The organism is Arthrobacter sp. 10L430 (genome assembly GCF_056395245.1).
Genome location: NZ_JBFTJD010000003.1, coordinates 177,424 through 190,372, shown reverse-complemented (window position 1 = coordinate 190,372; position 12,949 = coordinate 177,424). Strand labels below are relative to the sequence as shown.

At 66.8% G+C, this 12,949-nt stretch carries 12 protein-coding genes and 1 riboswitch; of the genes, 7 read left to right on the top strand and 5 right to left on the bottom strand.

The window, feature by feature from the left end; genetic code table 11:
• Window positions 1–106: 106 nt before the first annotated feature.
• Genes AC1DDG_RS05010 through AC1DDG_RS04995 form a run of 4 tightly spaced genes read left to right on the top strand, consistent with a single transcriptional unit; the run spans window position 107 to window position 4,168 of the window.
• Complete coding sequence (locus AC1DDG_RS05010) at window positions 107–826, top strand: ABC transporter ATP-binding protein (RefSeq protein WP_476875159.1); 720 nt, start codon at window positions 107–109, stop codon at window positions 824–826.
• Entirely contained in the window at window positions 823–2,859 is a 2,037-nt protein-coding gene (locus AC1DDG_RS05005) for a YhgE/Pip family protein (protein WP_476875158.1), read from the top strand. Before AC1DDG_RS05010 ends, AC1DDG_RS05005 begins: the two co-directional genes overlap by 4 nt.
• Window positions 2,856–3,539: a TetR/AcrR family transcriptional regulator gene (locus AC1DDG_RS05000; protein WP_476875157.1), complete on the top strand. Its 684-nt coding sequence runs from the start codon at window positions 2,856–2,858 to the stop codon at window positions 3,537–3,539. Before AC1DDG_RS05005 ends, AC1DDG_RS05000 begins: the two co-directional genes overlap by 4 nt.
• Before the next feature lie 8 nt (window positions 3,540–3,547).
• The gene (locus AC1DDG_RS04995) at window positions 3,548–4,168 is read left to right on the top strand and encodes a hypothetical protein (RefSeq protein ID WP_476875156.1); all 621 of its coding nucleotides are present in this window, start codon (window positions 3,548–3,550) and stop codon (window positions 4,166–4,168) included.
• Here the strand turns inward: AC1DDG_RS04995 and AC1DDG_RS04990 are convergent.
• The 5 genes from AC1DDG_RS04990 to AC1DDG_RS04970 all read right to left on the bottom strand — a co-directional run bounded on the left by AC1DDG_RS04990 (window position 4,152) and on the right by AC1DDG_RS04970 (window position 9,285).
• The gene (locus AC1DDG_RS04990) at window positions 4,152–5,579 is read right to left on the bottom strand and encodes a D-alanyl-D-alanine carboxypeptidase family protein (RefSeq protein ID WP_476875155.1); all 1,428 of its coding nucleotides are present in this window, start codon (window positions 5,577–5,579) and stop codon (window positions 4,152–4,154) included. The two genes, AC1DDG_RS04995 and AC1DDG_RS04990, sit on opposite strands and share 17 nt — an antisense overlap.
• 168 nt (window positions 5,580–5,747) lie before the next feature.
• Window positions 5,748–6,275, bottom strand: a complete 528-nt coding sequence (locus tag AC1DDG_RS04985; RefSeq protein WP_230120200.1) for a SixA phosphatase family protein — start codon at window positions 6,273–6,275, stop codon at window positions 5,748–5,750.
• Between the two features lie 45 nt (window positions 6,276–6,320).
• Entirely contained in the window at window positions 6,321–6,524 is a 204-nt protein-coding gene (locus AC1DDG_RS04980; protein WP_230120199.1) for a dodecin family protein, read from the bottom strand.
• Window positions 6,525–6,854: 330 nt separating this feature from the next.
• The gene (locus AC1DDG_RS04975; protein ID WP_230120198.1) at window positions 6,855–7,727 is read right to left on the bottom strand and encodes a winged helix-turn-helix domain-containing protein; all 873 of its coding nucleotides are present in this window, start codon (window positions 7,725–7,727) and stop codon (window positions 6,855–6,857) included.
• A gap of 607 nt (window positions 7,728–8,334) precedes the next feature.
• Window positions 8,335–9,285: a hypothetical protein gene (locus AC1DDG_RS04970; RefSeq protein ID WP_476875154.1), complete on the bottom strand. Its 951-nt coding sequence runs from the start codon at window positions 9,283–9,285 to the stop codon at window positions 8,335–8,337.
• Window positions 9,286–9,481: 196 nt separating this feature from the next.
• Between AC1DDG_RS04970 and AC1DDG_RS04965 the strand changes: the two genes are divergently transcribed.
• The 3 genes from AC1DDG_RS04965 (at window position 9,482) to AC1DDG_RS04955 (ending at window position 12,855) form a co-directional block, all read left to right on the top strand.
• Window positions 9,482–10,222 (top strand): response regulator transcription factor, encoded by a 741-nt coding sequence (locus tag AC1DDG_RS04965; RefSeq protein WP_230120196.1) that lies wholly within the window; start codon window positions 9,482–9,484, stop codon window positions 10,220–10,222.
• A gap of 3 nt (window positions 10,223–10,225) precedes the next feature.
• Window positions 10,226–11,773, top strand: coding sequence for a HAMP domain-containing sensor histidine kinase (locus tag AC1DDG_RS04960; RefSeq protein ID WP_230120195.1), 1,548 nt, complete (start codon window positions 10,226–10,228; stop codon window positions 11,771–11,773).
• 94 nt (window positions 11,774–11,867) lie between these two features.
• Window positions 11,868–12,031, top strand: a riboswitch (cyclic di-AMP (ydaO/yuaA leader).
• Between the two features lie 5 nt (window positions 12,032–12,036).
• On the top strand, window positions 12,037–12,855 hold the full coding sequence (locus AC1DDG_RS04955; RefSeq protein WP_476875153.1) for an aggregation-promoting factor C-terminal-like domain-containing protein: 819 nt from the start codon (window positions 12,037–12,039) through the stop codon (window positions 12,853–12,855).
• Window positions 12,856–12,949 lie beyond the last annotated feature (94 nt).

Genomic DNA, 12,949 nt, shown 5'->3' with positions numbered 1-12,949 from the left:
CGTGTTCGTTCGCGCTGTCTGTTGGGTCACAGGTCCTCCGTCCTATTTGAACTGACTGGTCAGTTTAGTTAGGCTTGACGCAGACAACCTCTGCGAAAGGCTCCACTTGCTCTCCGTACACCAGCTTCGCGTGAACGGCCGGCGGGACGATCTGCTCCCGCCCACGTCCTTGCAGGCAACCCGCGGCGGACTCCTGCTGGTCACCGGCGACCGCCAGGATCAGCGCACGGCCCTGGCCCTTACCCTCAGCGGCAGGATGAAACCGGACAGCGGAACCGTGAGCTGGGACAGCCAGCCCAAGATCAAGCCGCTGCGCCTCGCCAGCGCATTGGTGGACTCCCCAGGTGTCAACGAGCCCGAACGGCACCTGAGTGTGCGTGACCTCGTCACCGAGGATCTGTCCCTCATCCCGCGCCGTTACCGCGGAGCACTGCTCAGCAAACCCTGGCTCAAGATCAACCGTTTCGAGGACATCTCGGACATGTGGGCGGAAGAGCTTCCGCCGCGGCGGCGCACCGAACTCCTCACGGCCCTGGCGCTGGCCAATCCCCGGACCGACCTCCTGGTCCTGGACTCCCCCGACCGGCACGGTGCCGACCCTGCTGACTGGCTTCCCCGCCTTGAGGCGCTTGCGTACGACGGCGGCCGGCCGCTCGCGGTCGTCGCGACCGTTACTGCCCTCCCGGACGGCTGGACGGGTCCGACGGCGGCGATCGGCAACGCTGTGATCGGCACTGCGGTCCCGAAAGCTGCGGCGCCGGACGCTGCCGGGCCGGACGAAGAAGAAACCACCGAAAAACAAGCCGAAACCGAGGACGCCAAGTGACTGTGCTGCGGCTGGCCCGCTCCGAACTCAAGCGCATGACCGGCGGGCTGCTGCCCAAGCTGACCATCCTTGCCCTGACCATGGTCCCGCTGCTCTATGGCGCTGTGTACCTCTATGCGAACTGGAATCCGTACGGGAACCTGAACCAGATCGACGCTGCGCTGGTGGTGGAGGACGCCGGCGCCGCCACGAGCGACGGGACGCGGCTGCAGGCCGGCCAGAAGGTCGCCGACAGCCTCATCGAGGGGCACGTGTTCAACTGGCAGTCCGTCCACTCAGCAGCGGAGGCGGACCAGGGCGTCAGCGAAGGAAAGTACGCCTTCGCACTGAAGATTCCGCGCGACTTTTCCGCCAACCTGGCTTCGCCTGGCAGCTTCGATTCGGCAAGCCAGGCCATGCTCAACGTCACCACCAATGACGCCAACAACTACCTCCTCAGCACCATCGTGGACAAGCTGACCACCGCCGTCCACGCCTCCGTGGCGAAGGAGGTCGGCGAAGAAACCGCTAACCAGCTCCTGACTGGCTACGGGACGATCCATGCCCAGATGGTCAAGGCGGCGGACGGAGCGGGGAAGCTGGCTGATGGCGTCGCGCGGCTGCGCGACGGGAGCGCCACCGTGCACCAGGGCTCCACCCAGCTTGAAGCGGGCGCCACCGAGCTGTACAACGGACAGGTCAAACTTCGCGACGGCGCCACGCAGCTCTCCGCGGGAGCCGGCCGGCTGAACAGCGGCCTGGCCCAGCTGCGGGACAAGACCGCCTCGCTCCCTGCCGATTCGCAGCAACTCGCCGACGGCGCGGCGCAGGTGGCCGCCGGCAACGCGGCGCTGAACACGAAAGTCCAAGACGTCGTCGGACAGTTGGAAGCGGCAGACACCGGCCTCCGGACCCGCGTCCAGGAGTCCAATGCGCGGCTGGTCGCGGCCGAAGTCTTGACGCAGGAGCAGTCAGCCAGGGTGCTGGCCGATTTTGATGCCGCGGCCGCTTCCAGCCCCGTCGCTGAGGCCCGGGGGAAGATCCAGACGGACGCGGCGCAGATCCAACAGCTTTCCGACGGTTCCGCGGCTGTGAGCGCCGGGGCTGCCAAGCTTGCCGCGTCCGCACCCGCCCTGACGGAAGCCATCGCCGCGGCTTCCACCGGGGCGGACCAGCTCGCCGCAGGCTCAGCCGCTCTTGCCGCCGGAGAGCAGTCTGCCGTGGACGGTACGGCACGCCTCGTGGACGGGGCGCGGAAGCTCGACGACGGTGCCGCGCAGCTTGAGACCGGCGCGCGCACCGCCGCTGACGGTTCCAGGACGCTGGCAGGCGAGCTCGCGAAGGGCGCCGGCAAAATTCCGAACCCGGATGCAACGCAGAAAAGCGATATCTCGAAGGTGATCTCCGATCCCGTGGCCGTCAGTAACGTCTCGCAGGCGAAAGCCGGCTCCTACGGCGCCGGACTGGCTCCGTTCTTCCTGACCCTCGCGCTCTGGATCGGGGTGTTCATGCTGATCCAGGCCATGCGTCCCGTCACCCAGCGCGCTCTCGCGTCAAACGCTCCGGCGTGCAAGATCGCCATAGGTGGCTGGCTGCCGTTCCTGGCGGTGTCCGCACTTCAGGCTAGCCTGCTGACCCTCGTGGTAAACGCCGGGCTGGGACTGAATCCGGCCCACCCGGTGCTGATGTGGCTTCTCATGCTCGCCGCGGCCATGGCCTTCAGCGCCATCATCCAGGGCGTGGTGGCGCTGCTGGGATCACCCGGAAAGCTCGTGGTCCTCATTCTCCTGGTCCTGCAGCTCGTCTCCTCCGGCGGCACCTTTCCGTGGCAGACCACGCCGCAGCCGCTGCACGTGGCCCACCAGATCCTGCCCATGGGCTACGTTGTCACCGCCATGCGGCACCTCGTCTACGGTGCCGACCTGTCCATGATCCCAGCCACCGTGGCGGGGCTGGTTGGCTACACTTTGCTGGGACTGGCGCTCTCAACGCTGGCCGTCCGCAAGCACAAGTTCTGGACCCTTAAGACCCTGAAACCGGAGATCGCAGTATGACCACATCCGAGGCAAACCCCGCCGGTTCGACAGACGCGGCCGTTGGGTCCACTACGGACGTTGGGTCCAAAAAACTGCGTCCGGCACGGACCAACGCCACGAAACAGAAGCTCTTCGAGGCCTCCATGGAGCTGATCGGCGAACGCGGCGCAGCCAATGTGACCGTGGACGAGATCGCGGCCGCCGCCGGGGTGTCCAAGGGCACGGTCTACTACAACTTCGGCAGCAAGTCGGATCTGATCGCCCAGCTGCTGCGGCACGGGGTGGACATCCTTGAGGCCAGGCTCCTCAGTGTGAAGGGTGGAAAGGCGGATCCCCTGGACGGCATGGACGCCATGATCGGCCAGGCCATGGACTTCATGGCGGAGTACCCGTCCTTCGCGCGGCTCTGGGTGAGCGAGAACTGGCGCACGCCCAGCGAGTGGCAGGACACGTTCGCCGAACTCCGTGCACGTCTGCTGGCGGTGATTGGCGCGGCCATTGAAGACGTGGCCGCGAAGTACCCGGTGGATGCGTCCATCTCCAGGGGGAGCCTGGAAACGGCGATCTTCGGGGCGTGCTTCGTGGTGGGCCTGGACCGCCAGACGTACAACCCGGAGCGGACCCGTGACCAAAGTGTTGCGGCCATCATGGCGATCATGCGCGGCTACGTCCTGCAGCAGCATGATCCTCATGGATGATTAGTCCCATGAGTCACATGGGTAACAGCGGGAAGATCGCTATCGGAGCGTTTTTCGCTGCCCTCGGCATGCTGGTACTAACGTCCATCACCCTTGAAGAAGCCGTACTTGTCACGTTCCTCGGACTCGTGGCGGTGGGGTACATGGCATCGGTGGCGGAAGCATTTGCCCGCCGCCGCTACTTGGCCCTGCTGGCAGGTGGCGCGGGAACGAGCCTGTCTATCGGGTGTTCCATCGCATTCCTGCGTATGTGGGGGCTTGCCTTCAACCAGGATCCGTCGGCGCTCGGTCCAGCCGTGACCGCCAAGGATTCGGACATCTACTTTTACCTTGCCGCCGCCTCCGGATCGGTCACGCTGCTGGTGCTGTTCGCCGCTGCCGTCTGGCCGGCCGGCCGGCGGCAGCGGAGACGGTCCGCGTCGGCTCAGAGGCGGCGGTCCTCGCCCGCCGGAACTTCCGGAGGCAGACCGGCCACCAGGCGCCCCGTCCCCCCGCGCCAGCCGGGGCCCAGACAGGCAGCCCCGCGGCAACCGGCTGCTCGCCAGCCGGCCGCACGCCAGCCTTCCCCACGCCAGCCGGCAGCCCGGCCACCGGCAACACGCGAACCCCGGATTACCGGAAGACGCTGAATGTCTGCCAGCCCGGACCCACGGTTCGGGTGCCGGTAAACAGACCGCTGCCCAGGCTGAAGTACAGCAGGCGGCCGTCGGCGGCCTTGGCCGTGAGGCCGCGTGTTCCCGGGCCCTGGAATCCAAAGGAGGCGTGCGACTGGGCAACGGCATTCCAGCCGCTCCCCACCTTCCGGCGGGTTTCGGGCACGAACTTGCCCGCGCCGTCGGACCTGAAGAGCATCAGGTCGCCGCCTGATTTGGTGACCAGCAGGTCCTGACGGCGGTCGTTGTCGAAGTCGGCCATGACCAGCTTGAGTCCCTGGAACCCCTGGCCGATCCGAAGCCGGGTGCCGAGGGCTCCGCCGGCAGCGTTCGGGTAGTAATACATGGCGCCGTCGGCAGCGGTTCCCACCACGCCCGGGAAGCGGTGGCCGTTGTGCCACTTGCCCACCGTGATGTTCATGGACTGCCAGCCGGCGGTGCCCACCCTGATGGCACTGAGGAAGCCGCCCGTGAGCTTGCCCCGGTACACGGTGAGAGTCCCGTTGTTCCACTGGGCAACGATGTCGTTGACGCCGTCGGAATTCCAGTCGGCCACGAAGCCGGATTTCAGGCCCGCCCAGCCCGGTCCGATCTTCACCCGGGTCCCGAAGCCGCCGCGTCCGTTGGCCGGATACTGCCACAGGACGCCGCTGCTGTCGGCGGCAAGCACGTCAGCGCCGCTCTTGATGGTCGGACGCGCGGAGAAGTACTGCTCCAGGGTGGGAATGCCCCGACTCTTCATGGCCGTGGCCAGCTGCACGCCGACGTAGCGCAGGTGCCAGGGCTCATAGGCGTAGCCCGTGATGTTGGTGTAGCCCGATGGGTATCTGACGATGAATCCGTAGCGGTGGGCGTTCGCAGCAACCCAACGCCCGCCGGGAGTGGTTCCGAAGCAGGCAGTGAGCCCGCAGCCGCCGCCCACATTGCCGACGTCGGCGGCCAGGCCCGTCTGGTGTTCGCTGTAGCCGGGCCGCGCCGAGATCTGGTCAGCGTACGCCTGGCCGTACATCTGCACGTAGGAGCTGTAGAGGCTGCTTTGCGTGGCATAGGACCGGTACGCGCTGACGACCTCCAGGGAGTGCCCTGCGGCACGTGCCCCGGCGAAGAGCTGGTTGATGGCGCCCGCGGTCTGGCTGCGCAACAGATGGCCCGTCCCATTCCAGCGGACCAGGTCCGGCGGCACGAACTGGGCAGGGCTCAGGGGGCGTGACTTGTTGACTAGGACCCAGGAATTGTTCGGGTCGGTCACCACTCGCGTCGACAGCTGTTCGCCTGAGGGCGCTGCCTGGGCAACCGGCGCACCGGCAAGGAAAAGCGATAGGACTACGACGACGGCGGCGCACCGCCGGACGTAGTCCCGCCACCGGGTCAATCCAGAAATCAGCATGGCGGGCCCTTCCCCACTAGACGACGCTCAGGTACAGACTACTCGGGTGCCCGACATTCACTTCTGCCGCCGCGACAGGTCCGAACGTGAGGCGCCCAGTCTGCCGTGCTGCCTGCCGTGCCGCCCTGCCACCGCCCTGCCACCGCCCCACCACCGCCCCGCCGGAGCTTAGTGGGCGCGGGGGACCTTGAAGTGGGTGATGCGCGCATCCTGTCCGTCCAGCTCCGCCCAGGATTTTTCCGTCTCGAGGACGGTCAGTCCGCTGGTAGGAAAACGCGTTGCCGCGTCCATGTAGGCATCGTGATTCGAATCCCGGGACGCCAGGTGCATGGCCAGGTCCTGCACGCCCGGCATGTGGGAGATCACCATCAGCGTGGTGACGGTGTCCGGAACGTGGTTGATCACCGAAAGCATGCTCAGCCCCGAAGCGCCGTAGAGTCCGTCCTCAAGTTTCGGCGTCGGCGCTTTGTCGCCCAGCTCGCTGCATACCCAGGTGCAGGTCTGGCGGGTACGCAGCGCACTTGAGCACAGGATGAAGTCGGGGACGATGTGGTGCTTGAGCAGCCACTTGCCGGCCAGCGGAGCCTCGCGGTGCCCGCGCTCCTCCAACGGCCGGTCGTGGTCCGCCACTCCGCCCGGCCAGTCGGCCTTGGCGTGGCGCATGATGACCAGCCGTTTCTTGTGGTGCCCGCTCATGGACTCACCCTACTACCCAACCAACCGGCAGCCGGGCGCGCCGACTCAGTCTTCGAGGACGAAGGTCACTTCCAGCACGACGTGCCAGGCCACCACGTTGCCGTCGGAGATTTCGACTTTCTGCTCCTTGACCCAGGCGCCGGACACACCGCGCAGTGTCTTGCTGGCGCGTGAAATGCCTTCCTTGATGGCGTCGTCAAAAGAGGTTTTGGAGTTGGCGCTCAAGGTGGTGATGCGTGCGACAGACATGGTTCCTCCTCATAGTCGGATCAACGATCCGAGCCTACGCCGGAGGAAGAGAAGGCAATAGAGTTCAAAAAGACCAGCCGCGGAGGCACATGCTCGTTGGCGCCGGACGCGCAAAAGCGGCAGTTCGGGTGGGAGAGGGTGCTGCAACGCAGCGGTACATCCCGAAAGCGCCGTTGTTGCGCGAACACCGCTGTCGAGGTTCCCTGACCGAGCTTGCGAGGTGAGGGGGACGGCGGGGGGAAGCGAGCGCAGGCGCCGAGGGATCGTGGCGCGAAAGCGAAAGCGCCCGCTCCCGCTGAGGGGAACGGACGCTTTTGCACGAAGTTAAGGCTAGATCGAGTATTCCGGAGCGGCCCAGACAACAACTTCGGGGTGCTCGTAGAACCGGTAACCCTGGCCGCGGACGGTACGCACGGTGTTGGCGAGGCGGCCCAGTTTGGAGCGGAGGCGGCGGATGTGGACGTCGATGGTGCGCTCGTTCGGCACTTCCTCGGCGTTGCGCCACAGGCCCTCGAGCAGTTCGTCGCGGCCCACGGTGCGGGTTCCGTTCTCCACGAGGTAGTTGAGGAGCTCGAATTCCTTGAACGTCAGGTTCAGGGATTCGCCGTCGAGGTGGACTTCGCGGCGGGCGAGGTCGATCAGGACACCGGAAGGACGGGGATCCTGGGCCGGCTGGAGACGCGCGGTTTCAGTGCGCTGACGGGTGTTGACGGTGGGGTCACCGAACGTGGAGCGGACGACGTCGAGCGCGGAACCCTGGGCGCTGGCCGGCGCCACTGCGACGGCGGCGTAGCTCTCAGCGCCGGAAACGAGCGACTGGGCGTAGGCCCGGATCTCCTGGGCAAGCTTGGCTATGGAGGTGCCGGCAGCAGCCGCGGTTTCCTCGTCAATCCCCATGTAAAGGACAAATCCGCGGGCCACGTTGTCGTTCGGCACCGGGCGGACGGACGTCCCGGGAGCGGGAGCCAGCAGGGGCGTCGGGGCGGTCAAAGGGGCGGCTTCCTCAGCCGGAACAGCGCGCAACTGGCCGTAAGAATTGGGGTTGTATCCCTGGGGCGCGTAGCCCGGGGCCGGAAAGTTGTTTCCCTGGCCGGCCGGGGGAAACGCCGGGCGGGCGCCGAACCCCTGGCGGAGGCCGGAGGCCTGTCCGGCCTTGTTGGCGTTACGGACGGAGATGTGGACGTATCCAGATGCAACTGACATGAATGCTTACCTCAATGTGAATGGCCGTCATCGCGGCTCGAATGCTTGGTTCCCCGCAATGAGTTCTGGGGAGGGCGCCCGACGCTGGGCTGGGGGGCGAATGCCTAAAAACTTCGTGGGGTAGAAAGTCAGGCGTGCATTCGACAACAGCGCATGTCGGCAGCAGCGGGTGTGCTGGGCCAATATTCTGCGGTTGCAGGTGCTGTTGAGTTCTTGTTCACATTTGAAGTGTGCAACGTAACAATGAAAACTTGCAAGTAACAATGGACGCTCACGTCCGCATCGTGAGACGAAAGCCCCCTTTGTGGGTCAAATCACAATTCTGAACGCCTCAATTTTCGGCGGTCTTTTTCCAGAACGAACGTTCAGAAAGCGACTTTTGTCGAATTTTGTGCGTGAAACTCCTCTTTTTCCGGTGAATATTCAGTCAGATCCGAGCGGCCGGAATTCGGCAACCGCCAATCGGCGGTTGTCCAGCTACGACGCGATCCGGACTGGAAATTTTTGCCGGAGCACTCCCGGTCGCCACGGTCAAGCGCCCGCGGGTTTGCCGGAATCCTCCGTTCCCCGGACCCGGCAAACCGGCAGCCGAACTGCTGCGCTGGTCTCAGCTGGTCTGCCCGGCCTGCGTGGCGGCGGTCACCAGGACACTTTCCGCCGTCAGCGTCGATCCTTCCTTGGCCGCCACGATCCTGACGGCAGCCCCGGAGACGATATCGGCGACGGTCAGCCCGCCGGTTCCGGTCTGCTGGCGACGTTGTTGCTGATTGCCCACGACTGTGGCGTCGTCGAGCGTGTAGGTGCTGGTGAAGCCATCCGCGCTCTTGACGGTCACTGAGTCCGAGGCGACGCTGGAGACCGTACCCAGCTGCGCCACCTTGGTGACGTACTGGCCGCTCTCCTGGACCACGTACTCCGAGTGAACGGCAGACGAGACGCCGCTGGCCATGCCGCCCAGCCCGCCGGCAGTGAAATCGCCGGGGGCGCCCTGGCCCGGCACCGCTCCGCCGTCAACACCGCCGCCCCGCCCGCCAAGCGTCCCGCTTCCGTCGGGAGCCGTCCCGCCCGGGACGGTGCCATCCGGAGCGGTACCGCCTTGGGGCACCCCTCCTTGCGGCAGTACGCCCTGGCCGAGGCCGCCGGCGCCCGCGGCGCCGTTGGCAGCGGCAGCATTATTGCCCAGGCTGTAGACGCCCACTCCGGCACCGGCCGCCAGAACGGCGGCCGCACCGGCCACAAGCAGCCCCCGCTTCAGCGTCCACGGCTTGCCGGCGGAAGACGCCGCACCGGCAGTACCGGCCGACGGCGGCGCTCCCCATCCGGTGCCCCAGCCTGCGCACTTGCCAGTCGGCTCGGCCGAAGCGGCGGTGCCTGAGGACGCCGACGGCGGCGCTCCCCATCCGGCGCCCCAGCCCGGCGACGGCTCCGGAACGGGGGTTGTGGCAGGCACGGGTTCAGTGGCCGCCGCCGGCTGGGCCAGGGACACCGGTTCGGTGGCGGGATGAGACTGGGGTACGGGGCGGGCCTCGGGAACAGGTGGTTGCTGCTGTCCGCTCATAGCTATCTCCTTTGGGGTGCTGATTATGTCCCTTCCAGACTGGGAAGCCTTCCTGTGACTGGCCTGTGCAGGGCAAGAGCCATGCCTGTGATCTCGAAAAGCCCCTCTCCCCTGTCCAGCTCGCTACGCTGGGATTCACAGCCGGCGCACAGGAACCCCAAAGCGCCGGCTAAACCGCAGAACGGAGAGTTGTCCCATGGCCACTTCGCACTCCATGACCAACAACCTTCCCCAGCTCACCCATCCGGACGGCTCCCCCATCCGTGCCCTGGTGGTCGACGACGAACCCAGCCTGTCCGAGCTCATGAGCATGGGACTGCGCATGGCGGGCTGGTCCGTTGCCGTTGCGGCCGACGGCCCTGAGGCGGTCAAGCTCGCCAAGGAGTTCCGCCCGGACGTCCTCGTGTTGGATGTGATGCTTCCCGGCTTCGACGGCGTTGAGCTGCTCGGCAGGATCCGTGCCTTCGCACCGGAAGTGCCGGCGCTGTTCCTGACCGCCAAGGACGCAGTACAGGACCGCATCGCGGGCCTCGCTGCCGGCGGCGACGACTACGTCACCAAGCCCTTCAGCATGGAGGAAGTCCTGCTGCGCCTTCACCGCCTCGTGCAGCGCTCCGGCGTGGCGGCGATGGACTCTGCGGAACTCGTGGTGGGAGACCTGGTCCTGAACCTGGACACCCGTGAAGTCACCCGCGCCGGTGACGAACTCCAGCTCACGGCCACCCAGTTCGAGCTGCTGCGCTACCTCATGGAAAACCCCAAGCGGGTGGTGAGCAAGGCCCAGATCCTGGACCGTGTCTGGAACTACGACTTCGGGGGCCAGGCCAACATCGTCGAGCTCTACATCTCGTACCTGCGCAAAAAGGTGGATGCCGTGCACCCGCCGATGATCCACACGGTCCGCGGAGCGGGCTACGTCATCAAACCGGCAGACTAGGCCGTGACAAGCCTTTCCGGAGCCACCCGAACGCCGCGCCGCAGCGTGCTGAAGCCCGGCACCTGGCATCTCCGCACCCGGCTGGTCCTCGTTGCCATGGCGCTGCTCGTGGCCATCTGCGCCGCGGTGGGCCTGTTCAGCTACGCCAGCATGGACTCGTTCCTCACCCGCCAGCTCGACGATCAACTCACCGGCGCAGCTGACAGGGCCCGGGACTTTGGCCGTCCCCCGCTCGGCGGATCGGGCAATAAGCCCGATCCCCTCGAAGGCAGGGGCCAACGCGTCGGCACCATAGCAGCCAGGATCCAGGACGGCGAGGTCAGCAGTGCTGGTTTCCTGGCCGCCGATCTCACCCGCAAGACACTGTCGGCGGCAGACGACCAGGTTCTTTTGGGCCTGCGCCGCGACGGCGTCCCCGTTGACCGCACCCTGTCCACGGGGGCCTACCGGCTGGTTGCCGCCCAGTCGCCCTATGGCGACGTCATGGTGACCGGGCTTCCCCTCACCGAAAAGCAGAACACCCTGACGTCCCTTGTTGTGACCATCACCTTGGTGTCGCTGGGTGGCCTCGTCCTCATCGGCCTCGCCGGAACCGTGCTCATCCGCCGCACCATGAAGCCGCTCGAACAGCTCTCGGAGGTGGCCACGCAGGTTTCCCGCCTGCCCCTCGACGCCGGTGAGGTGGCACTCGCCGTCCGCGTCCCGCCGTCGAACGCCCACCCCGGAACGGAAGTGGGCAGCGTAGGCCATGCCCTCAACCTCATGCTGGACAACGTGTCCAATGCCCTCGAGGCGCGGCAGGAGAGCGAAATGAAGGTCCGCCAGTTCGTGGCCGACGCGTCGCACGAGCTCCGCACGCCGCTCACGGCCATCCGCGGCTACACCGAGCTGATGCGCATGACCGAGAAGTTCACGCCCGACGGCCAGCGCTCCCTCGCCCGCGTCCAGAGCCAGTCCGTGCGGATGACCACGCTGGTGGAGGACCTCCTGCTGCTCGCGCGGCTTGACGAGGGGCAACCGCTAAAGCTCAGCGACGTGGACCTCACGCAGCTGGTGATCGAGACAGTTAGCGATGAAAAGGTCATGGCGCCCGACCGCAACTGGCACCTCGAACTTCCCGAAGAGCCGGTAGTGGTGCGCGGCGACGCCTCACAGCTTCACCAGGTGCTGGTCAACCTGCTCTCCAACGCGCGCAAGCACACCGGGCCGGGCACCACGGTGGTCACCGGAGTCATGAGGTCCGCCGACGGCAGTGCAGTGATCACCGTGACGGACGACGGCGCGGGCATCCCCGCGGAGTTCGTGGACCGGGTCTTCGCGCGTTTTGCCCGCGCAGACGCGGCCCGGGCGACCCCCGTGCCGGCGGCGCCGGGCGCCCAGACGGCGGCCCCGTCCGGGCAGGCTTCCGCCGAAGGAACCAGCGGGCTGGGGCTTTCCATTGTGCAGTCGATCGTGGAAGCCCACGGCGGCACGGTGGAGGTCTCCTCACGGCCCGGCCGCACCGAATTCGCGGTCCGACTGCCTGCACAAGGCGACGCGCCGTCGTCGTGATCTCTGTTACCTAAATGTGACTTAAGCGTGAGCCTCCTGTACGGTCGATAGAGTGCGGCCACCACCAGGGCCGCATATCCGGATGGACGCCCAGCTCTGCCGCTTCCCGGATTCCGCTTGACCAGGCAGAGGCGGGGGAACCAGAGTCCCGGGCAATCCGCATCAAGCCCTTGGGGTGAAGCCGACACGTGAATCGCCGTGCGGCCGGATGACCTCATCCGAACCCGACAGCTAACTCCGCAGGTGTTGAGAGGCAATCCACCATGTCTGAATTCAAGGTACAAACGCGCCCTGATCGCGCTTCCACGCAGTCCCGGCAGAAGCTTTCACGCCACCGCGCCGAACCTGTCCGGCCCATGTCGGCCTGGGGCCGGCTCACTGCTGACATCCCGTCATTCGGCCGCCGCGCGGCCGTGGTGACCACGGCGTGTGCCGTGCTCATCGGTGTCGGTGCGGCCAGCCAGGCCGCCGAGCAGGCTGCCCCGGTAGCCAGCCCCGCAGCGGCCTCCGCCACGGCCGACGCGGCGTCAACGCTCAACTTCGACAAGACGCTGATCTCCGCCCTGCCGGCGCCGACATCAGCCGCTTTGGCCCCGCAGTCCGCCGCCAAGCCGGCCGCCGCCGCGAAGGCTCCCGCTGCCAAGGCCGCCCCGAAGGCAACGGCAGCCAAGCCCGCCGCTGCTCCGGCGAAGGCTGCTGCCGTGCCGGCTGCCAAGGTGGCCCCGGTCCGGGCTGCCGCTCCGGTGGCTAAGCCCGCTGCTCCTGCCGCGGTGGATGACCCCGCCGGCGCTCAGGCTTATGCAGCCAGCAAGCTGTCCTCCTTCGGCTGGGCCGCGGACCAGATGCAGTGCCTGCAGAGGCTCTGGACCAAGGAGTCCGAATGGCGCACCACCGCCACCAACGCGAGCAGCGGCGCCTACGGCGTGGTGCAGTCCCTGCCTGCCGAGAAAATGGCGAGCGCCGGACCGGACTACCGCACCAACTACCGCACGCAGATCAACTGGGGCCTGGACTACGTCAAGGAACGCTACGGCTCCCCCTGCAGCGCCCTGAACTTCCACCTCGCCAACAACTGGTACTAAGCCGCCAGTCGGTGGGAAGCGGAGCGCGCGTTTCTGCACCCCTTTGAGTTTTTCGACGGCCCCCGGATCCACGTGATCCGGGGGCCGTCGGCGT